General features: G+C 60.9%; 17 protein-coding genes. 13 read left to right on the top strand and 4 right to left on the bottom strand.

The genetic code is table 11. The features are described from left to right. Positions 1-291: 291 nt before the first annotated feature. The 11 genes from AC30D7_RS02395 (at position 292) to AC30D7_RS02345 (ending at position 14,719) form a co-directional block, all read left to right on the top strand. The gene (locus AC30D7_RS02395) at positions 292-1,380 is read left to right on the top strand and encodes a 3-deoxy-7-phosphoheptulonate synthase (protein ID WP_490132883.1); all 1,089 of its coding nucleotides are present in this window, start codon (positions 292-294) and stop codon (positions 1,378-1,380) included. Between the two features lie 276 nt (positions 1,381-1,656). Beyond that, complete coding sequence (locus AC30D7_RS02390; RefSeq protein ID WP_490132882.1) at positions 1,657-2,538, top strand: esterase/lipase family protein; 882 nt, start codon at positions 1,657-1,659, stop codon at positions 2,536-2,538. Between the two features lie 95 nt (positions 2,539-2,633). Continuing rightward, a complete protein-coding gene (locus AC30D7_RS02385) occupies positions 2,634-2,915 on the top strand; it encodes a peptidylprolyl isomerase (protein WP_007933754.1) in 282 nt (93 codons plus the stop codon). 135 nt (positions 2,916-3,050) lie between these two features. Next, entirely contained in the window at positions 3,051-4,919 is a 1,869-nt protein-coding gene (locus tag AC30D7_RS02380) for an extracellular solute-binding protein (RefSeq protein WP_490132881.1), read from the top strand. Then, entirely contained in the window at positions 4,919-5,980 is a 1,062-nt protein-coding gene (locus AC30D7_RS02375; RefSeq protein WP_064617099.1) for a microcin C ABC transporter permease YejB, read from the top strand. The genes AC30D7_RS02380 and AC30D7_RS02375 overlap by 1 nt, the downstream gene beginning before the upstream one ends. Continuing rightward, the gene (locus tag AC30D7_RS02370) at positions 5,980-7,002 is read left to right on the top strand and encodes an ABC transporter permease (protein ID WP_490132880.1); all 1,023 of its coding nucleotides are present in this window, start codon (positions 5,980-5,982) and stop codon (positions 7,000-7,002) included. Before AC30D7_RS02375 ends, AC30D7_RS02370 begins: the two co-directional genes overlap by 1 nt. A gap of 27 nt (positions 7,003-7,029) precedes the next feature. Further along, the gene (locus tag AC30D7_RS02365; protein ID WP_490132879.1) at positions 7,030-8,610 is read left to right on the top strand and encodes an ABC transporter ATP-binding protein; all 1,581 of its coding nucleotides are present in this window, start codon (positions 7,030-7,032) and stop codon (positions 8,608-8,610) included. 158 nt (positions 8,611-8,768) lie between these two features. Next, positions 8,769-10,184: a sigma-54 interaction domain-containing protein gene (locus AC30D7_RS02360; protein WP_490132878.1), complete on the top strand. Its 1,416-nt coding sequence runs from the start codon at positions 8,769-8,771 to the stop codon at positions 10,182-10,184. Positions 10,185-10,471: 287 nt separating this feature from the next. Next, on the top strand, positions 10,472-11,863 hold the full coding sequence (locus AC30D7_RS02355) for a GntP family permease (protein WP_490132877.1): 1,392 nt from the start codon (positions 10,472-10,474) through the stop codon (positions 11,861-11,863). Between the two features lie 7 nt (positions 11,864-11,870). After that, positions 11,871-12,644, top strand: a complete 774-nt coding sequence (gene hbdH, locus AC30D7_RS02350) for a 3-hydroxybutyrate dehydrogenase (protein WP_490132876.1) — start codon at positions 11,871-11,873, stop codon at positions 12,642-12,644. 119 nt (positions 12,645-12,763) lie between these two features. Further along, entirely contained in the window at positions 12,764-14,719 is a 1,956-nt protein-coding gene (locus AC30D7_RS02345; RefSeq protein ID WP_490132875.1) for an acetoacetate--CoA ligase, read from the top strand. Positions 14,720-14,727: 8 nt separating this feature from the next. Here AC30D7_RS02345 and AC30D7_RS02340 read toward each other — a convergent pair whose 3' ends face one another. Beyond that, positions 14,728-15,837 carry a PilT/PilU family type 4a pilus ATPase gene (locus AC30D7_RS02340; protein ID WP_019578499.1) on the bottom strand — a complete coding sequence of 370 codons (1,110 nt, stop codon included), beginning with the start codon at positions 15,835-15,837 and terminating at the stop codon, positions 14,728-14,730. Between the two features lie 119 nt (positions 15,838-15,956). On the opposite strand from AC30D7_RS02340, the gene AC30D7_RS02335 reads away from it, so the two are divergent. Together AC30D7_RS02335 and AC30D7_RS02330 are read left to right on the top strand one after the other, a co-directional pair. Beyond that, complete coding sequence (locus AC30D7_RS02335; RefSeq protein WP_490132874.1) at positions 15,957-18,494, top strand: PAS domain-containing hybrid sensor histidine kinase/response regulator; 2,538 nt, start codon at positions 15,957-15,959, stop codon at positions 18,492-18,494. Between the two features lie 66 nt (positions 18,495-18,560). Next, complete coding sequence (locus tag AC30D7_RS02330) at positions 18,561-18,836, top strand: peptidylprolyl isomerase (RefSeq protein WP_007933743.1); 276 nt, start codon at positions 18,561-18,563, stop codon at positions 18,834-18,836. A gap of 69 nt (positions 18,837-18,905) precedes the next feature. Here the strand turns inward: AC30D7_RS02330 and AC30D7_RS02325 are convergent, their stop codons facing one another. The 3 genes from AC30D7_RS02325 to AC30D7_RS02315 all read right to left on the bottom strand — a co-directional run bounded on the left by AC30D7_RS02325 (position 18,906) and on the right by AC30D7_RS02315 (position 21,998). Next, positions 18,906-19,841, bottom strand: a complete 936-nt coding sequence (locus AC30D7_RS02325) for a sugar kinase (protein WP_490132873.1) — start codon at positions 19,839-19,841, stop codon at positions 18,906-18,908. 137 nt (positions 19,842-19,978) lie between these two features. Next, positions 19,979-21,196 carry an amino acid deaminase gene (locus tag AC30D7_RS02320; protein ID WP_490132872.1) on the bottom strand — a complete coding sequence of 406 codons (1,218 nt, stop codon included), beginning with the start codon at positions 21,194-21,196 and terminating at the stop codon, positions 19,979-19,981. A gap of 37 nt (positions 21,197-21,233) precedes the next feature. Beyond that, positions 21,234-21,998, bottom strand: a complete 765-nt coding sequence (locus AC30D7_RS02315; RefSeq protein WP_490132871.1) for an IclR family transcriptional regulator — start codon at positions 21,996-21,998, stop codon at positions 21,234-21,236. Between the last annotated feature and the right edge of the window lie 35 nt (positions 21,999-22,033).

The raw sequence follows: 22,033 nt of genomic DNA, 5'->3' as shown, positions 1-22,033 counted from the left end.
TCAACCCCCGGTCGGCCTCCCGACCGGGGGTTTTGTTTTTTCAGCCCTGAACATTTTTTGCGTTACACCAGACAACTTGAGGATTTACGACATGAATTACGCCACTTATTACCGTTACGACACTTTTGCCGCCTGGCGATTTACCAGCTTCCGCTCGGGACAGCCTGCCGCCTCCGATCGGTCACCCACAGGTGGCAAGCACACACACGCAGCCAATCCGGCCAATTGTCGAACACCCCAGTAGGGCCGAGCGCGCGGGACGAACCCGCCGCCAGCCCAGGAAGCCCGAATATGAACTCGTCCATCTCTGCTCTGCCGCTGTCCACCTTGAGCCCTGCCAATGAAGCGCTGACCTTGCGTCTGCCCAGCTCACTGCAACTCAAACAGCAACTGCCACTCAGCAACGCCCTGACCCAGCAAGTCGCCGCCCATCGTCAGGCGGTCCGCGCAATCCTCAACGGTGAAGACTCCCGTCTGCTGGTGATCGTCGGTCCCTGCTCGATTCACGATCCCCGCTCAGCCCTCGAATACGCCGCCAACCTGGCCCGTCTGTCAGCTCAAGTCAGCGATGAGATGCTGCTGGTGATGCGCGCCTATGTCGAAAAACCCCGCACCACAGTCGGCTGGAAAGGCCTGGCCTACGACCCGCACCTGGATGGCAGCGATGACATGGCGGGCGGTTTGACCCTGTCCCGCGAATTGATGCGCGAAATGCTCCAACTGGGCTTGCCGGTTGCCACCGAGCTGCTGCAACCGATGGCCGCCGGTTACTTTGACGACCTGCTGAGCTGGGTCGCGATCGGCGCCCGTACCACCGAATCGCAGATCCATCGGGAAATGGCCAGCGGCCTGAGCATGCCAGTAGGGTTCAAGAACGGCACCGATGGAGGTGTAGCGGTTGCCAGCGACGCCATGCGCTCGGCCGCTCACCCGCACCGCCATTTCGGTGTCGACAGCCAGGGCCATCCTGCGATTATTCAAACACCCGGCAACCCCGACACTCATCTGGTACTGCGCGGTGGCCATCGCGGGCCGAACTACGACCGCGACAGCATCGCCAAGGTGCACAGCGACTTGACCAGACTCAAGATCCCGGCGCGGATCATGGTCGACTGCAGCCACGCCAACAGCGGTAAAGATCCGCTGCGTCAGCCCGCCGTGTTCAACGACGTGCTCGAACAACGCCTGCACGGTGATCGCTCGCTGGTCGGCATGATGATTGAGAGTCATCTGTTCGAAGGCTGCCAACCGTTGAGTCCGGCGCTGCGTTACGGGGTGTCGGTAACGGACGGCTGCCTTGGCTGGAGCGGGACGGAACAGTTGTTATTGCAAGGAGCCGCGCGACTCCGTGCACAACGGAGCATTCAACAGCCAACGTAAGCGGTGGCGCCAAGATCCGCGACGCAGGGTGATCAGGTCGGTTTACATGGAAAAATGACCTACCAGAGGTAGGTCATTGAAAGAAATATCTCGGCCATCGTTAAAAAGATGTCCGGATATTCCGACCAAGACCTCACGCTCATTCGAGTTTTCGTACCATTTCTATTCCGTTTTCAGCAGGTTACAGCGGCTTTTTCATACATCGCCGAGCGGTGGGTGTGCTTTAGAGTGCCCCCTTGAGCACACACCTGACCTACTGCGAAAAAGGAAATGTACATGCTACGGAATGCAACCACTGACTATCCTATCCTGCTGGTCCACGGGCTTTTCGGCTTCGATCGCATCGGTAAACTGGAACTGTTCCATGACGTCAAACAGGCGCTCAGAAGCGCCGGCGCGAGGGTTTTCATCCCGCACCTGTCAGCGACCCACAGCAATGAAACCCGTGGCGAACAGCTGCTGGTGCAGATCGAACGGGTACTGCAAGGAACCGGTGCAGGTAAAGTCAATTTGATCGGTCACAGCCAGGGCGCATTGGCTGCACGTTATGCGGGGGCGCTGGCGCCAGAGGTGGTCGCTTCGGTGACATCGGTCAGCGGGCCGAACCACGGCTCGGAGCTGGCCGATTTTCTGCGCAAGGCACTGACGCCCGGGCGCCTGCCGGAACAGGTCGCCGGGGCGATAGCCACCCTGTTCGCCGACTTCCTGTCGTTGCTCAGCGGTAACCGGCACCTGCCGCAGAACGCCATCGCCGCGCTCAACGCGCTGACCACCGAAGGCGTCGGCGCCTTCAACGACAAGTACCCTCAAGGGTTACCGAAAACCTGGGGTGGCAAGGGTCGCGAACTGGTGAACGGCGTACGCTACTACTCCTGGAGCGGCACCCTGCAGGGAAACATCCTCGACGAGGGGCTCTACGCGCTCAACCCGCTGCACGGGTTCCTGCGGGCGTTCTCCCACTACTTCACCACCGAAGCCGAACAGAATGACGGCATGGTTGGCCGGTTCAGCTCCCATCTGGGTAAAGTGATCCGTTCCGACTATCCGCTGGATCATCTGGACAGCCTCAGCCAGACCACCGGTCAGGTCCGCAAGGGCATCGACCCCATTGACCTGTATGTGCAACATGCCGAACGCTTAAGAAATGCCGGGCTTTAGACAATGCCTTAAGCTGGACGGCATTTTGAGAAGAAATAGCCCTCTGAATCCGGTAGGCTCCGCACTTTACTGAACATTGAATGGAGTATTTTCCCATGGCCAAAGCCACCGCCCGCCACATCCTGGTTTCCAGCGAAGCCAAGTGCAACGAACTCAAGGCCCAGATCGAAGCCGGCGCCGATTTCGCCGAAGTCGCCAAAGCCAACTCCAGCTGCCCATCGAGCCGCCAGGGCGGTGACCTGGGTTCGTTCGGTCCAGGCCAGATGGTCAAGGAATTCGACACCGTGGTTTTCAGCGCGCCGATCAACGTGGTGCAAGGCCCGGTCAAGACCCAGTTCGGTTACCACCTGCTGGAAGTGACCAGCCGTCAGGACTGATCAACCCCTGAGTTTTCTCCACAACGGCCCGCCTTTTGGTGGGCCGTTGTGTTTTCGTTACGTGATACGGCTGGCGAGGGACGCGCCGCTAGCGTACAAATTGTGCTTATCGATCACCCGGCTCTAAGGCTGACAATGCGACTGGCTTTCCCCACTTTACTGTTCACTGCCGTGGCCCTGCTGTTGGGCGCCGCCGGTGTGAACGCTGAACCGCAACAGGCGTTGACCGTGTACGGTGAACCGGCGAAGTATCCCGCCGGTTTCAGTCATTTCGACTACACCAACCCGCAAGCGCCCAAGGGCGGCACGATGCGTCGCTCGGCGCTGGAAATCGGTCATTTCGACCACATCCTGCCGTACATCGACAAAGGGATTGGCGTCACACAAGTCGATGGCTTGATCTACTCGCCCCTGGCCGTGCGTTCACTGGACGAACCCTACACCGTGTACGGCCTGGTGGCGCAGCAGATGGAGCGTTCCGACGATGGACTGTCCCTGCGTTTCTACCTGAACCCGAAGGCCCGTTTCGCCGATGGCAAGCCGATCACCGCCGAAGACGTGCGCTACACTTTCGACCTGCTGATGACCCAGGGCAGCCTGCGCTATCGCACGCAATTCGCCGACGTCAAAGGCGTCGAAGTGGAATCACCGCAAAACATTCGGTTCGACTTCAAGAGCAACGAAAACCGCACCCTGCCCCTCGACATCGCCACTTTGCCGGTGCTTCCCGAACACTGGTGGAAAACCCGCGACTTCGCCAACGGTGGCGGTTACGAGCCGCCGCTGGGCAGCGGGCCGTACCGCGTGAGCAAGGTCGACTCCGGGCGCAGCATCACCTTCGAGCGTAACGCCGACTGGTGGGCCAGGGATTTACCGGTCAGTCGCGGCCTCTACAACTTCGATCATTTCAGCATCGAGTACTTCGGCGACACCGACGTCGCCCGTCAGGTCCTGCGTGGCGGCGCCTACGACTACAACCGCGAATTCTCCGCCACCGCCTACTCCATCGGCTACGAGAGCCCGGCCTTGCGCGACGGTCGTCTGCAAAAAGCCCACCTGGCAACGCAGGCACCACAACCGTCCCAGGGTTTTGTATTTAACTTGCAAAACCCGATGTTCCAGGACCGCCGCGTGCGCCAAGCGCTGGCCATGCTCTGGGATTTCGAATGGAGCAACCGGCAGATGATGCGCGACCTGTACATCCGCCAGCAGAGTTTCTTTTCCAACACCGACCTCGCCGCCCGACAACTGCCCGACGCGGGTGAGCGGGCGATTCTCGAACCGCTGCGCGGGCAGATCCCCGACGAAGTCTTCACTCAGGTCTTCGAAGCACCGAAAACCGATGGCAGCGGCGTGATTCGCGACAAACAGTTGCAAGCCCTGGACCTGCTCGAACAGGCCGGCTGGAAACCCGATGGCGATCAACTGGTCAACGCCGAAGGTCAACCGCTGAGCTTCACCTTCCTGATCAGCCAGAACGGCATGGACCGATTGCTGCTGCCTTACAAGCGCACCCTGAAACAAATCGGCATCGACCTGAACATTCGGCGCATCGATGCCTCCCAGTACGTCAACCGCCTGATGTCCCGGGACTACGACATGATCGTCACCGGCTACCCGGTCACCAACTCGCCGGGTAACGAGCTGTACAACTACTTTGGCTCGGCAGCGGCCAGCGATCCGGGCTCCAACAACTACATGGTGCTGAAGAACCCGGCGGTCGATACGTTGATCAACGGCCTGGTCCGCGCCAACACCCAGGCCGACATGCTGCGCTACGCCCATGCCCTGGACCGTGTCCTGCAATGGAACTTCTATTGGATTCCCAACTATTACCCGCCCGGCAGTTCGACCGTGTGGTGGAACCGCTTCGGCATTCCCTCTGTACAAGCAAGCAATGACGAAGCCATCGAGAGTTGGTGGGAAGTCAGCTCCACACCCCTGACCAACGAACAGATGACCGCCGAACTCATCAAGCGCGGCAAATCCGGAGGGTCGCACTGATGTGGGCTTACGTACTGCGGCGCTTGCTGCTGATCATCCCGACTTTAGTGATCATTCTTCTGGTCAACTTCGCCATCGTCCAGGCCGCGCCCGGTGGCCCGGTGGAACAGGCCATCGCACACCTGCAAGGCATCGGTGGCGCAAGTATCGGCGGCGGTTCCAGTGAGACCATGCACGGCAGCTCTCGGGCCAGCCGCGGGCTCGATCCGCAGCTGATCAAGGAGATCGAAAAGCAATACGGCTTCGACAAGCCGGCGCCGGAACGCTTGTGGCTGATGCTCAAGAGCTACGCCCACCTCGACTTCGGCAAGAGCTTTTTTCGCGGTGCCACGGTCACCGACCTGATCCTGGATAAAATGCCGGTGACCATTTCCCTCGGGCTCTGGGCGACGTTGATCACTTATCTGGTGTCGATTCCGCTGGGCATCCGCAAGGCCGTGCACCACGGCAGCCATTTCGATATCTGGAGCAGCACCGCGATCATCATCGGTTACGCGATGCCGGCGTTCCTGTTCGCGATGTTCCTGATCGTGGTCTTCGCCGGTGGCACCTCGCTGAACTGGTTTCCGGTGCGCGGCCTGGTCTCGGACAACTTCGATTCGCTGTCGACGGTGGGCAAGATCGCCGATTACTTCTGGCACCTGGTGCTGCCGGTAACGGCGCTGGTGGTCGGCGGCTTTGCGACCCTGACCATCCTCACAAAAAACTCCTTCCTCAATGAAATCACCCGCCAGTACGTGGTCACCGCCCGGGCCAAGGGTTTGAGCGAACGCCAGGTGCTTTACGGCCATGTGTTTCGCAACGCCATGCTGCTGGTGGTCTCGGGAATTCCCCAGGCCTTTATCAGCGTTTTCTTTGCCGGCTCGCTGCTGATCGAAGTAATTTTTTCCCTCGATGGCCTGGGTCGCATGAGTTATGAAGCGGCGGTATCGCGGGACTATCCGGTGGTATTCGGTTCGCTGTTCATCTTCACCTTGTTCGGCCTGCTGATAAAAATCATCGGTGACCTGTGCTACACCCTGGTCGACCCGCGTATCGACTTCGCCGCGAGGAACGCCTGATGCTCAAACTCTCGCCGCTGGGCCGTCGCCGTTTCGAACGTTTCAAGAAAAACCGCCGGGGCTGGTGGTCGCTGTGGTTGTTTGTCGGTTTGTTCCTGCTGACCCTGGGCGGCGAACTGATCGCCAATGACCAACCGCTGGTGGTCAGCTATCAGGGTTCGCTGTACTTCCCGGCGTTCAAACGCCACACCGAGCAGGAGTTCGGCGGCCAGTTGCCGTTTCAGGCCGATTTCCGCAGCGATTACGTGCAGAAGCTGATTAACAAGGGCAACGGCTGGATGCTGTTTGCGCCGATCCCGTTCAGCGACGACACGCCCAATTACGATCTCAACCAACCGGCACCAAGTCCGCCGTCGAAGGTCAACTGGCTGGGCACCGACGATCAGGCCCGGGACGTGCTGGCGCGAGTGATTTTCGGGGCACGGGTGTCGATCCTGTTTGCGCTGATGCTGACGTTTATCAGCGCCTTGATCGGTATCGCCGCCGGTGCATTGCAGGGCTATTACGGCGGCTGGGTCGACCTGCTTGGTCAGCGCTTGCAGGAAGTCTGGTCGGGGCTGCCGGTGCTGTACCTGCTGATCATTCTGTCGGGCTTCGTCGAGCCGAATTTCTGGTGGCTGTTGGGGATCATGGCGTTGTTTTCCTGGCTGGCCCTGGTGGACGTAGTGCGCGCCGAGTTCCTGCGCGGGCGTAACCTGGAATACGTCAAAGCCGCCCGTGCGTTGGGCCTGACCGACCGCAAGGTGATCGTGCGACACATTCTGCCCAACGCAATGAACGCCACCCTGAGCTATCTGCCGTTCATCCTGACCGGGGCAATTTCCACCCTCACGGCGCTGGATTTCCTCGGTTTCGGCATGCCGGCCGGCAGTGCGTCACTGGGCGAATTGATTGGCCAAGGCAAGCAGAACCTGCAAGCGCCGTGGCTGGGGCTGACGGCGTTTTTCACCCTGGCGCTGATTCTTTCTTTGCTGGTGTTCATTGGCGAGGCGTTGCGTGATGCCTTTGATCCACGATCTTGATCCTCGTTCTTGAAGCGGACTGGTGAAATGACTGACAACCTGATCGAAATCCGTGACCTCAATGTAGCCTTCAGTGGCCAGACCGTGGTGCGCAACCTGTGCCTGGACATCCACCCCGGCGAATGCCTGGCGCTGGTCGGCGAGTCCGGATCCGGCAAGTCGGTGACCGCCCACTCGATCCTGCAACTGCTGCCCGAAAACGGTACGCAAACCACCGGCAGCATTCGCTATCGCGGCCAGGAACTGATCGGCGCCGAGGCTAACGTCTTGCGCGAACTGCGCGGTAACCGGATCGCGATAATCTTCCAGGAGCCGATGACCTCCCTCAATCCGCTGCACAGCATCGAGAAACAGATCGGCGAAACCCTGCTGCTGCACAAAGGGCTGGGTGGCAAAGCGGCGCAAGCGCGGATCCTCGAATTACTGCAACTGGTGGGCATCCAGAAGCCCGAAGAGCGGCTCAAGGCCTACCCTCATCAACTGTCCGGCGGCCAGCGGCAACGGGTGATGATCGCCATGGCCCTGGCCTGCGAACCGGAGTTGCTGATCGCCGACGAGCCGACCACCGCGCTGGATGTGACGGTGCAGCGCAAGATCCTGCGGCTGCTCAAATCCCTGCAACAGCAGCTTGGCATGTCGCTGCTGCTGATCAGCCACGACCTCAATCTGGTGCGCAGCATGGCCCAGCGGGTGTGCGTGATGCACGCCGGGGAAATCGTCGAGCAGGCACCTTGCGAAACGCTGTTCACCGAGCCGAAACACCCTTACAGCTGCGTGCTGCTGAACGCCGAGCCGGAAGGTGAAGCCCTGCCCCGGGACGAGCGTGAAAACGTGCTGGAAGTGGAGAATCTGCAAGTGCAGTTCACCCTCGGTGGCGGGCTGTTCCAGCGTAAGACGTACCTGCGCGCAGTGGACGGCATCAGCCTGAACGTTCAGCGCGGCAAGACCCTGGGCATTGTCGGTGAGTCCGGTTCAGGCAAGTCCACGCTCGGTCAGGCGATCCTGCGCTTGCTCGATTCCGAAGGCAGCATTCGCTTTCAGGGGCAGGCGCTGGATGGCCTGACGCAAAAGCAACTGCGGCCATGGCGCAAGAAGATGCAGGTGGTATTCCAGGATCCTTTTGGCAGCCTCAGCCCGCGAATGTCCGTGGCACAGATCATCAGTGAAGGCCTTGAGGTCCATAGCCAGTCCACACCTGCCCAATGCGAGGCCCAGGTAATCCGGGTGCTGGAAGAAGTCGGCCTCGATCCGCAAAGCCGTCATCGCTACCCGCACGAATTTTCCGGCGGGCAGCGCCAACGCATTGCCATTGCCCGCGCGCTAGTGTTGAAGCCGGCGTTGATCCTGCTCGACGAGCCGACCTCGGCGCTCGATCGCACGGTGCAAAAACAAGTGGTCGCCCTGCTCCGCCAGCTTCAGGAGAAATATGGCCTGACCTACCTGTTCATCAGCCACGACCTGGCGGTGGTGCGTGCCCTGGCCCACGACATGATCGTGATCAAGGACGGCAAAGTGGTGGAAAGCGGCGCCAGCCACGCGGTGTTCGAGTCGCCGCAGCACCCGTACACCAAAGAGCTGTTGGCGGCGGCGCATCCGGGGTTGGCATAATCCCGTACGCCGATGAACCGCGTCGCGGCCATCGCGGGCAAGCCCGGCTCCCACAGGTTTTATGTCGTACCCACATTCAGCGGCAACCCCAAATCCTGTGGGAGCGGGCTTGCCCGCGATTGGACCAGCACAGGCAATACTTAATCAGGATCAGCCCCATGAACACCACCGAAAGCCTCAAGGACTACCAGCGCGTTCGCACCCTGGCGATCCGCTCGCTGTTCGAGATCATCGAGCAATCGAGCGAAGGCACGGTGATTGTCGACCGCGATGCGAACATTGTCTGGATGAACGAGCGTTATGCCCGGCGATTCGGCCTGGAGTCGGCCGCCGGTGCCATCGGCAGGGCTTGTGAAAGCGTGATCCCCGGTAGCCTGTTGCGCGAGGTGGTACGCACCGGACGGCCGATCCTGCTGGACATGCAAGACACCCCCAAGGAACCGCTGGTGGTGATGCGCCTGCCGATTCACGACGATGCCGGCGCGGTGATCGGCGCCATCGGTTTTGCCCTGTTCGACGAATTGCGCAGCCTGTCGCCAATGCTCAAGCGCTACCTGAGCATGCAGGAAGAACTGGCGTCCACCCGCTCGTTGCTGCGAGCACGGCAGACCAAGTACAACTTCGCGCACTTCATCGGCACCAGCGCCGCCAGCCTCGAAGTCAAACGCCGCGCCCGACGCAGCGCCAGTGCCGAGTCGCCGGTGTTGTTGCTCGGTGAAACCGGCACCGGCAAGGAACTGCTGGCCCAGGCGATCCACGGCGCATCGCCCCGGGCGCATAAGGCCTTCGTCAGCATCAACAGCGCAGCGATACCCGAGTCGCTGCTGGAAGCCGAGTTCTTCGGCACCGCGCCCGGCGCGTTCACCGGCGCCGATCGCAAGGGCCGCGCCGGCAAGTTGCAAATCGCCCAGGGCGGCACGCTGTTTCTCGACGAAATCGGCGACATGCCGCTGCCGCTGCAAAGCAAGTTGCTGCGGGTGTTGCAGGAGAAGGAATTCGAACCGGTAGGTTCCAACGAAGTGATTCAGAGTGATGTGCGCGTGATCGCAGCCACCTCCACTGACCTGGTAGCAGCGATCAAACGCGGCGAGTTTCGCGCCGATCTGTATTACCGCCTCAATGTGCTGCCGATCCAGGTCCCGCCCCTGCGTGATCGCCTCGACGACCTGCCGGCCCTCAGTGAAGCGATCCTTGAGGAACTGCGCAGTCAACACGAATTGAACCGCGAAGCCCTTGAATTGTTGGGGCAACACGCTTGGCCGGGGAACATTCGTGAACTGCGCAACGTGCTGGAGCGGGCGGCGTTGCTCAGCGATGACTTGATGCTGAACGCAGCGGATATCCGCGCGGCGATTGGCAGCTTTACCCCGGTGGAGCGTGCGGCGCCTCTGCCCATTGAGCCGATTGCCCATGAAACCTTCAGTGAGGCTCGCGAACGGTTTGATCGGCAGTTGATTGAATCTACCCTCGCGCAATGCGGTGGAAAGGTGATCGAAGCGGCGGCGCGGTTGGGGTTGGGGCGGTCGACGCTGTACAAGAAGATGGCGGCGCTGGGGATTGCTGAGTCTCTATAAAGAGACATGCATCTCTATTGGTAGATAGGGCCTCTTCGCGGGCAAGCCTCGCTCCTACGGGTCGTGCAATTTCGTAGATAACCACACTCCCGTAGGAGCGAGGCTTGCCCGCGAAAGCGTCAGCACAATCGCCAAAAGTCTCAATACAGAGACAAAAATCGACAAAACCACTTCACAAAAAAATAATCTCCATATATTTCAATAGCTTAGATATCTGGCACGAAACCCGCTATAGCCCTCCCACCAAGCTTCACCCTACAAAAATAACAATCCAGGAGAGACACACCATGAGTGTGATCATTGCCTTGGCAGCCCTCGCGCTGCTGATGGTGGCTGCTTACCGTGGCTACAGCGTTATCCTCTTTGCCCCGATCGCCGCCCTCGGCGCCGTCCTGTTCACCGACCCTTCCGCCGTCGCCCCCGTCTTCACCGGGGTGTTCATGGAAAAAATGGTCGGCTTCGTCAAACTGTATTTCCCGGTGTTCCTGCTCGGCGCGGTGTTCGGCAAGCTGATTGAGTTGTCGGGTTTCTCCCGCTCCATCGTCGCAGCAGCGATTCGCTTGCTCGGCACTCGCCAGGCGATGCTGGTGATCGTACTGGTCTGCGCCCTGCTCACTTATGGCGGCGTGTCGCTGTTTGTGGTGGTGTTTGCGGTGTACCCGTTTGCCGCCGAGATGTTCCGCCAGAGCAATATTCCCAAACGCCTGATCCCGGCGACCATCGCCCTCGGCGCGTTCTCGTTCACCATGGACGCCCTGCCCGGCACGCCGCAGATCCAGAACATCATCCCCAGCACCTTCTTCAATACCACCGCCTGGGCGGCGCCGTGGCTGGGTGTGATCGGCACGATTTTCGTGTTCTGTGCCGGCATGCTGTTTCTGCAGCGCCAGCGCAACAAGGCCCAGCGCACAGGTGAGGGTTACGGTTCAGAGCTGCGCAACGAGCCGGAAACCGCGCCGGACATCAAACTGCCCAACCCGTGGATCGCGCTGTCGCCGCTGTTGCTGGTGGGCCTGATGAACCTGCTGTTCACCCGCTGGATTCCTGTGTGGTACGGCAAGACCCACAGCCTTTCGCTGCCGGGCATGGCCGCTCCCGTAACCACCGACATCGCCAAGCTGACGGCGATCTGGGCGGTCCAGGCGGCCTTGCTGATGGGCATCGTCATGGTGCTGGTGTTCGGCTTTCAGGCGATTCGTGGCAAGTTGGCCGAAGGCAGTAAAAGTGCGGTCAGCGGCGCATTGCTGGCAGCGATGAACACTGCGTCGGAATACGGTTTCGGGGCGGTGATCGCCTCGTTGCCAGGTTTTCTGGTGCTTTCGGACTGGCTCAAGAGCATTCCCAACCCGTTGGTCAACGAAGCGATCACCGTGACCCTGCTGGCCGGTATCACCGGTTCGGCGTCGGGTGGCATGAGCATCGCTTTGGCGGCGATGTCCGAGAGTTTCATCAGCGCGGCCCACGCCGCCAATATTCCGCTGGAAGTGCTGCACCGGGTCGCCGCAATGGCCAGTGGCGGCATGGACACCCTGCCGCACAACGGCGCGGTGATTACCTTGCTGGCGGTCACCGGCTTGACCCACCGCGAGGCCTACAAAGACATTTTCTGTATTACGCTGATCAAGACACTCGCTGTTTTTGTGGTGATCGGTACTTTCTACGCCACTGGCATTGTGTGAGGTATTCATGACGACTCTTTCGGGCAAGACCGCACTGGTCACCGGTTCCACCAGCGGCATCGGTCTGGGGATCGCCCTGAGCCTGGCCAAGGCTGGCGCCAACCTGATCCTCAACGGTTTCGGCGATGCGTCCAAAGTGATTGCCGAAGTAGAACAATTCGGCGGCAAGGTCGGCCATCACCCCGCCGACGTCAGCGACCCGGCACAGATCGCTGACATGATCGAGTACGCCGAACGTGAGTTCGGTGGCGTGGATATCCTGGTCAACAATGCCGGCATCCAGCACGTGGCGTCGGTGGAAGATTTTCCGGTGGAGCGCTGGGACTCGATCATTGCGATCAACCTGTCGTCGGTGTTTCACAGCACCCGTTTGAGCTTGCCGGGGATGCGCGCCAAGGGCTGGGGACGGATCGTCAACATCGCTTCGGTGCACGGCCAGGTCGGTTCGGTGGGCAAGGCGGCATACGTCGCGGCCAAGCATGGCGTGATCGGCCTGACCAAAGTGGTCGGCCTGGAAACTGCCACCACCAACGTTACCTGCAACGCCATTTGCCCAGGCTGGGTGCTGACGCCGCTGGTGCAGAAGCAGATTGATGATCGCGCCGCGACCGGGATCGACCCGCAGCAGGCGCAACACGACTTGCTGGCCGAGAAACAGCCCTCCCTGGAATTCGTGACGCCGCCGCAGCTGGGTGAGTTGGTGCTGTTTTTATGCAGCGAAGCCGGTAGCCAGGTGCGTGGCGCAGCGTGGAATATAGATGGTGGGTGGTTGGCGCAGTAGCCCGCTGCAGAACGCGTTATCGTTCTTCGCGGGCAAGCCTCGCTCCTACAGGATTGTGGTCATTTGTAGGAGCGAGGCTTGCCCGCGAACAGATCTGAAGACATAAGAAGAGGCAAGCCATGTCCGACATCCTCTGGCAACCCGGCACCGAGCGCATCGGCAAGTCCCGCATGGAGGCCTTCCGGCGTTTCGTCAATCAGCGACACACCCTTGGGATCGCCGACTACCCTGCCCTGCACCGATGGAGCATCGACCAGCGGGAAGCCTTCTGGCAGGCCATCGTCGATTTCTTTGACATCCGTTTTCACGATCAGCCAGACGCGGTGCTGATCGAGGGCGCGCAAATGCCCAGCGCCCAGTGGTTCCCCGGCGCTACCTTGAACTTCGCCGAACACCTGCTGCGCCGTCGTGACGATGCCGTGGCAGTCGTCGCCATCGGCGAAAACGGTCAACGGGAACAGCTGACCTGGGCCGAACTGGCAAGCCATGTCGCCGGTTTTCAAAATAGCCTGAAAGCCGCCGGCATCGGCCTCGGCGACCGCGTGGCGGCGTGCATGCCGAACACCTGGCAAACCCTGGTGGCCATGCTCGCCACCACCAGCCTGGGTGCGATCTGGTCCTGTTCTTCACCAGATTTCGGCACCCACGGGGTGATCGATCGCTTCGGCCAGATCGAACCAAAAGTGCTGATCACCTGCGCTGGCTACCGCTACGCCGGCAAAGAGATCGACCAGACCACCAAGGTCAATGAAATCCTCGGACAGTTGCCGTCTTTGCAGCAATTGATTGTTGTGCCTTATGCGCGTCCTCAAGCGCGCATCGAGGATTTCCACTGCCAGGCCAACGTGACGCTGTGGGACGATTTTTACGACCCGAGCGGCGAGCCGCAATTCGTTCCCGTGCCTTTCGCCCATCCGCTGTACATCCTCTACTCCAGCGGCACCACCGGTGTACCGAAGTGCATTGTGCACAGCACCGGCGGCGTGCTGCTGCAACACGTCAAGGAACATGGCCTGCACACCGACCTCGGCGCCGGCGACCGTTTGTTCTACTACACCACCTGCGGATGGATGATGTGGAATTGGCTGGTCTCGGCGTTGGCCGTCGGCAGCGCCGTGGTGCTGTATGACGGCTCGCCATTTCATCCAGGGCCGGAGCGCTTGATCGACCTGATCGACGACGAACGTCTCAATGTCTTCGGCACCAGCCCGAAATTCCTCACTGCGCTGGAAAGCAATGGCTTGAAGCCGTGCGAAAGTCATGACCTGAGCAGTCTGAGAACCATCCTGTCCACCGGCTCGGCGCTGTCGCCGCAAAGCTTCGATTACGTCTACCGCGCGTTCAAGTCCGACCTGTGCCTGTCTTCGATGTCCGGTGGTACCGATATCGTTTCGTGCTTTGTGATTGGCAACCCGGTCCTGCCGGTGCGCCGTGGTGAGATGCAATGCAAGAGCCTGGGCATGGCGGTCGAAGTGTGGAACGACGATGGCAAGCCTGTGATCGGTGAAAAAGGCGAACTGGTGTGCACCCGGCATTTCCCGGCCATGCCCATCGGCTTGTGGAACGACCCGCAACAGGAAAAGCTGCGCGCTTCGTATTTCAGCCTGTTCCCCGGCGTCTGGGCCCAGGGCGATTATGCCGAGCAACTGCCCCATGGCGGCATGCTGATCCATGGCCGCTCCGACGCGGTGCTCAACCCCGGCGGCGTACGCATCGGCACGGCAGAAATCTACCGTCAGGTGGAGAAAGTCCCGCAGGTGCTGGACAGCGTCGCCATCGGTCAGCAATGGCAGGATGACGTGCGGGTGGTGCTGTTCGTGAAATTGCGCGACGGCGTCGAACTGGACGAAGCGCTGCAACAACAGATCCGTCAGGTCATCCGCGCCAACACCACGCCACGGCATGTGCCGGCGAAGATTGTCGCAGTGACGGACATTCCGCGGACCATCAGCGGCAAGGTGGTCGAGTTGGCGGTGCGCAACGTGGTGCATGGCCAGAAGGTGAAGAACACCGATGCACTGGCCAACCCCGAAGCCCTGGAGCAATTTCGAAACCGCCCCGAACTGAATGACTGACGCCGGCGCTAGTCCACCAAACCCCATTCACCCGGCGGTGCATGGGGGGTGGGCGCGGCCTCGGCGTGCATTTTCAGGCGCAAGCGCAAGTTGTTCACCGAATCCGCATGTTTCAACGCCTCTGCCTCATCGATTGCGCCCTCGGCAAACAGCGCGAACAGCGCCCCGTCAAACGTCTGCATCCCCACCTCTGAAGACTTCTCCATGATCCCCTTGAGTTCGCCAAACTCATTGCGCCGGATCAGGTCGCCGATGGTCGGCGTTCCCAGCATCACCTCCACCGCCGCCCGACGCTGCCCATCGCGGGTACGCACCAGGCGTTGGGAAACAAACGCCTTGAGGTTGTTGCCCAGGTCGTTGAGCAACTGCCCCCGGCGCTCTTCGGGAAAGAAATTGATCACCCGATCCAGCGCCTGATTGGCGTTGTGCGCATGCAACGTGGAAATTACCAGATGACCGGTATCGGCAAACGCCAGCGCGTGTTCCATCGTCTCGCGGTCGCGAATTTCGCCGATCAGCACGACATCGGGTGCCTGGCGCAGGGTGTTTTTCAGTGCGGCATGGAAACTGCGGGTATCGACACCGACCTCGCGCTGATTGACGATCGACTTTTTATGCCGATGGATAAACTCGACCGGGTCTTCAATAGTGATGATGTGGCCACTGCTGTGGCGATTACGGTAATCGATCAGCGCCGCCAGCGAGGTCGACTTGCCCGAGCCGGTCGAACCGACGAACAGCATCAGCCCTTGTTTGAGCATCACGGTTTCAAGCAGCACCGCTGGCAAGTTGAGGTCTTCGAAGCGTGGAATGTCGAGTTTGATGTTGCGCGCCACGATGGAAACATCATTGCGCTGCTTGAAGATATTGAGCCGGAAACGCCCGACCCCGGGCAGGGAAAGTGCCAGGTTCATTTCCAGGTCCCGATCGAACTCCAGGCGCTGTTCGGCGTCCATGATGGACGCGGCAATGGCCGCCACTTCTCCCGGCTTGAACGGTTGATCGGTCAGGGCTTTGAGCACACCGTCAAATTTCGCGCTGGGTGGCGCGCCCGTGGACAGGTAAAGATCGGAGCCATGGCGGCTGGCCAGAATCTGCAGCAGTGCATCGATTTCCATGGCAAAAAGCACCCACGAAGCATTCAATGAAAAAAATGACCCCACGCGGGTCATCCAGCGTCTACCGCCTTGCAAGGATAGTAGACGCCGCCACACTGACTCACGCGCAGGACATGTAGATGAACGCACCACCGACCGCCAGCGATGCCCAGGCCTTGATTGCCCGACTGGACTGGACAAACAACCCGTTGGGCGCCGCCGAAAACTGGCCGCAGAGCCTGCGCACTGCGGTGGACATCGTGATCCACTCGCCAATGCCGATGCTATTGCTGTGGGGCCCGCAGCTCACGCAGATCTACAACGACGGCTTCGCCTTCCTCGCCGGCAGCAAACACCCTCACGCTTTCGGACAACCGGCGCACCAGATCTGGCCGGAACTCAAAGACTTTACCGACCCGATTTACAGCGCCGTCCTACAGGGCCAGGTGCGGACCTACAGCGAGCAACGCTTCACCCTACAGCGCGACGGCCAGGACTCCGACTTCTGGCTGGATTTGACCTACAGCCCCATTCGCAATGAAAGCGCCGAGGTTGCCGGGATTCTGGTCACGGCCATCGAAACCAACGAACGCCGCCGCATCGCCCTCGAACTGGAACAACGCTCCGCCGCCAGCCTCAAGGCCCAGCAAGACACCGAGCAGCGCCTGCAACTGGCACTGGCCGCCACCGATGCCGTCGGCACCTGGGACTGGGACATTGGTGAAGACCGTTTCATCGCCGATGCGCACTTCGCGCAATTGCATGGCATCGATCCGGCCATGGCCAACCAGTTGCCGATCAGCGAATACCTCCACGGCGTGCACCCGGAAGACCGCGCCATGATCGCCCGCAGCATCAAGCACTGCATCACCCATGGCAGCGAGTACGCCGAGGAATATCGCTTGCTGCAAGCCGACGGCCAGTTGCGCTGGGTGTTTGCCCGGGGTCGTTGCTACAAGGACCACCATGGCCGGCCGATCCGTTTTCTCGGCGCCGCGCTGGACCTGACCGAACGCAAACACATCGAACAGGCCTTGCGCCAAAGCCAGACCGAGCTGCAACTGATCATCAACGCGATGCCTATCCTGATCAGTTATGTGGACCGCGAAGAGCGCTTTCGCCTGAACAATGCCGCCTATCTGGAATGGTATGGCCTCACGCCCCAGGAGCTTTACGGCCGCACCATTCGTGAAGTGCTCGGCGATGAAGCCTATGCCCTGCGCGCCGAATACATCGCCGAGGCGCTTAAAGGCAAGACCTGTTGTTTCAGCATCAGCGCCGATCACCGCGATGGCAGCACCCGCCAGGCCCTGATGAACTACCTGCCACGCCACGGCGCAGACGGCGCGGTGAATGGTTTCTACATCTTCGTGATCGACGAGACCGAGCGCAAACAGACCGAAGAGGCGCTGCGCAACCTCAACGAAACCCTGGAAGAACGCGTGAGCGCTCGCACCCAACAACTGGCCGAAGCCAACCAGCGACTGCAGAACGAGATGTTCGAGCGTGAGCGTGCCGAAGACGCCTTGCGGCATGCGCAGAAAATGGAAGCGGTCGGCCAGCTCACCGGCGGCATCGCCCATGACTTCAACAACATGCTCACCGGGATCATCGGCAGCCTCGATTTGATGCAGCGCTACATTGCCGATGGGCGCGCGGCCGAGATCGGTCGCTTCACCGAAGCGGCAGTGTCCTCGGCCCATCGCGCCGCCGCCCTGACCCATCGGTTGCTGGCATTCTCAAGGCGTCAGTCACTGGATCGCAGGCCACTGGACGCCAACCAGCTGGTGCATTCCCTGGAAGACTTGCTCAGCCGGACCAAGGGCGATCACATCGAGCTCAAACTGAAGCTGGCCGATGAGGTCTGGCCGGTCAGTACCGATGTCAGCCAACTGGAAAACGCCTTGCTCAACCTCGTGATCAATGCCCGGGATGCGATGCCCGATGGCGGCGAGCTGTTGATCGAAACCGCCAATGTTCACCTCGACGGCAGCGACGTCACCCCGCTGGAGCCGGTCAGGGCCGGGGATTACCTGATGATTGCCGTCAGCGACAACGGTGCCGGCATGACCCCATCGGTACTGGCCAAGGCCTTCGATCCGTTCTTCACCACCAAACCCATCGGCCAGGGCACCGGCCTTGGGTTGTCGATGATCTATGGTTTCGCCCAGCAATCGGGCGGGCACGTCAGCCTGCACAGCCGGCCGGGCCAGGGCACCAGCGTTCGCCTGTATTTGCCACGGTTGCACGTCGCCCTGCCGGAACACGCTCAGCTGCCCGTCGCAGGTGAAGCACCGCCAGCGGTTGCCGGTGAAACCGTGGTGTTGGTGGAAGACGATCCGGCGGTGCGCATGCTGGTGCTCGACCTGCTCAAAGAGTTGGGTTATCACGCCCATGAAGCCGAAGATGCGCAGAGCGCCCTGCCCTTGCTGGAGTCCGACCTGCGGGTTGATCTGCTGGTAACCGATGTCGGGCTGCCGGGCATGAACGGTCGGCAACTGGCGGAAATCGCTCGTCAGCACCGCCCGGAACTCAAAGTGCTGTTCATTACCGGCTATGCCGAGAAAGCCGCCGAACGCCAGGGCTTCCTGGAGGAAGGCATGGACATGGTGGCCAAACCCTTTTCCATGGACCTGTTGGCCAACAAGATTCGCACGATGATCGGCCAAGCCGGCTAAGTTAAGGCATAATCGCGCGCCCCACGCTGGCACCAACATAGCCACCACCGTTGCAAGGTACTGCCCATGAAAGCCCAAGCCCGCCATATTCTGGTGAAAACCTCGGAAGAAGCCGAGCAGCTCAAACAACGCATCGCCAAGGGCGAAGCCTTCGATGTGCTGGCCAAGAAATACTCCACCTGCCCGTCCGGCAAACGCGGCGGCGATCTTGGCGAAGTACGGCCCGGGCAGATGGTCGGGGCGATCGATGCGGTGATCTTCAAAAAACCGCTGCGGGTGGTGCATGGGCCGATCAAGAGCAAGTTCGGGTATCACCTGGTGCAGGTGTTTTACCGGGACTGATCGGTTGGCTCGATATACAGGGTGAGGCTCCCTCGCCACAAAAACCACAGCCACCACAGGCATTGCATTTCAATCTTTGGGAATCAGTGCCCCCGGCACTTGAATCACCCGACTCGCCAAGCGATGCCCCGCTTCAGCAGCCTCGACCGGGCTCCCGCCCTTGAGGCGGCAAGCCAGATAGGCCGCGCTGAACGAATCCCCCGCCGCCGTGGTGTCCACCACCCGTTCGACCACTTGCGCCGGCACTTCGAACGACTCGCCGTCACAGCGAATCAGACACGCCTCGGCACCGCGCTTGAGCACCACTTCGGGCGTGCCCATCTGCTCATAAGCGGCAAACACCGCCGCGCAATCGGAAAACTGGAACAGCGCTTGCTCGTCCTCAACCGTCAGCAACGCCAGGTCGACATAGGGCAGCACACGGCGATAGGCCGCCCGTGCTTCCTCGACCGAAGCCCACAGGCGTGGTCGATAATTGTTGTCGAACACGATCCGCGCATCCCGCTGTCGGGCTTCGATCAGGGTGTCCAGCAGTTTCTCCCGGCCCTGCTCACCGAGCACCGCCAAGGTGATGCCGCTGAAGTACAACACGTCGTAATCCGGCAGCGCCGCCAGGATCGGCGCGGCCGCCGGGGTGGTAAAGCAATCGCGCACGGCCGCTTCATTGCGCCAGTAGAGAAAACGCCGCTCGCCGGCCGCATCGGTCTGGATGCAATACAGACCGGGCAAGCGACCGGGCAACCGCTGAACCATATCTAGCCCGATATGTTCGCTGGCCCAACTCTGGCACATCGCATCGCTGAAACTGTCGTCACCCAGGGCAGTGACGTAATCCACCGTGCCGCCATCGCCCAGTTCACGGGCCAGATAGACCGCGGTGTTCAGGGTATCGCCGCCGAAGCTCTGTTGCAGAGAGCCGTCGGCGCGTTGCTGCAATTCGATCATGCACTCGCCGATCAGGGCGATGCGCGGGGTGTTGGGGCCCAGGGGGCTGATAGTGCTCATGTTGTGGGTCTCTGGTGTTTCTGTTGTGTCTGGGCGGACGTCTTCGCGGGCAAGCCTCGCTCCTACAAGGAATGTGGGTCGACACCAACCCTGTAGGAGCGAGGCTTGCCCGCGATGGCCGCGCCTCGATCTAAACCTTAAAAACAGGTTTCCATGGTCTCGATAACATTCAGCTGCTCATCCACCAGACACCCGATACGCCACTTGTCGAACGTCAAACACGGGTGCGAAGTCCCGAACGAAATGATATCGCCCACCCGCAACTCAACCCCCGGCGCCACGGTCATGAAGGCGTGCTGGTCCATCACCGCCGTCACCTTGCAGGCACTCACATCATCGCCAATCGCCGGCACCACGCCGGCCTTGTAACGCAGCAACGGCACCGGCAAACCGGCGTCGTAGGCCACGTCGCGCTTGCCCAGGGCGATCACCGCAAAACCCGGTTCGGGCAACGACTGCACATGCGCCCAGACTTCCAGCGCCGGTCGCAAACCTTCGTGCAGGTCGCTGCGACGGTCGAGCACGCAGCATTGCGCTTCTTTATAGATGCCATGGTCGTGGGCCACGTAACTGCCGGGGCGCAGCACGCTGAGGAAACGCCCGCCGGCATTCTGCGCTTCGAAAGACTCGGCGATCAGGTCGTACCAGGCCGAGCCCGACGCAGTGATGATCGGCTTGGCAATCGCGAACGCGCCGCTGTCCTGTAGCTGCACCGCCAGACGCACCAGGGAAGCGGCGAACTCGCGGATGCCGCTCACCGCATGATCGCCGTGAATCACTCCTTCGTAACCTTCGATACCGGTCAGCGCCAACGCCGGTTGAGCGTTGATAGCCTTGGCCAGTGCCAGCACTTCGGCTTCGGTGCGGCAACCGCAACGACCGCCGACCACGCCGTACTCGATCATCACGTTCAGGCGCACACCGCGCGAGGCGAAAAACGCGCCGAGGTCGGCGACGTTATCCGGGTGATCGACCATGCAATAAAAATCGAAAGTCGGGTCTGCCAGCAGGTCGGCGATCAGCGCCATATTTGGCGTGCCGACCAGTTGATTGGCCATCAGTACCCGGCGCACACCATGGGCGTAGGCCGCACGGGTTTGCGTGGCACTGGCCAGGGTGATGCCCCAGGCACCGGCGTCCAGTTGGCGACGAAACAGCGCCGGGGTCATGCTGGTTTTACCGTGAGGTGCCAGTTCCGCGCCGCTGTGGCTGACGAAGTCCTGCATCCAGCGAATGTTGTGTTCCAGCGCGTCGCGGTGCAGCACCAGGGCCGGCAGGCTGACGTCCCGCACCAGGTTGGCGCCGGTCTGGGCGGCGCCCTTTTCCACGGCGGCGGTATTGATGGCAGTAGACATGGTCGATCTCCTCACACACGGCCGCAGGCAGCCGCTGTTATTCGTTGATACGCCGGGCGAGGCTGTTGGCGCTGTCGATCAGCACCCGGCGATAGTCGTTGTAATTGTTCTTCGCATCGGCCCGTGGGGCGACGATGCACAGGGTCGCGATGGCCACGCCGCTCGGGTCTTTGACCGGGGCGGCGAAGCAATGGGTAAAGGTGTCGGCGACGCTGTCGAAGGAAAAGAATCCGTCGATGGCGGCCTGGCGGATTTCCGCGAGAAACTGCTCCAGCGGCAGACGCTCGCCGTCGGGCAGGATGAAGTCTTCGGGGTCGATCAAATCGACGATCTGCTGATCGCTCAGGTGCGCCAGCAGCAGGCGCCCGGAAGCGGTCCAGGGGATCGGCGCGTTTTCGCCGATGTCCGAGGAAATGCGGAAATGCCGCTCACCCTCTTTCATCAATGCCACGGTGTATTTGCGCCCGTTGAGCAGGCACATCTGCGCGGTTTCGCGGGTCTGGCTGACGATTTCCTGCAAGGCGTGATCGGCCTCGCGGGACAGGTCGAAATGACGCAGATGCGCTTGTCCGAGGAAGTACAGCTGACGACCGAGGTAAACGTGACCTTCCTTGCCCACGGGTTCGAGGATGCGCCGCTCCAATAAGGACGCAACCAGTTCGTAGACCGTGGATTTCGGGCTGCCAATGCCGCTGGCGATTTCGTTCGGGCGCAGGGGCTGGCCGATTTCCTTGAGGAAATCGAGGATGTCGAACGCCCGGTCCAGACCGCGAGCCCGGCGCTTGATGGTGTCTTCGGTCATATCTTCAGGTTCCCATTCAGAGTGCCGGGAGTTTA

It is taken from the genome of Pseudomonas sp. DF5, from assembly GCF_058148225.1.
The sequence above is the reverse complement of the archived record's forward strand: the minus strand, read 5'-3'. Positions and strand labels throughout refer to the sequence as shown.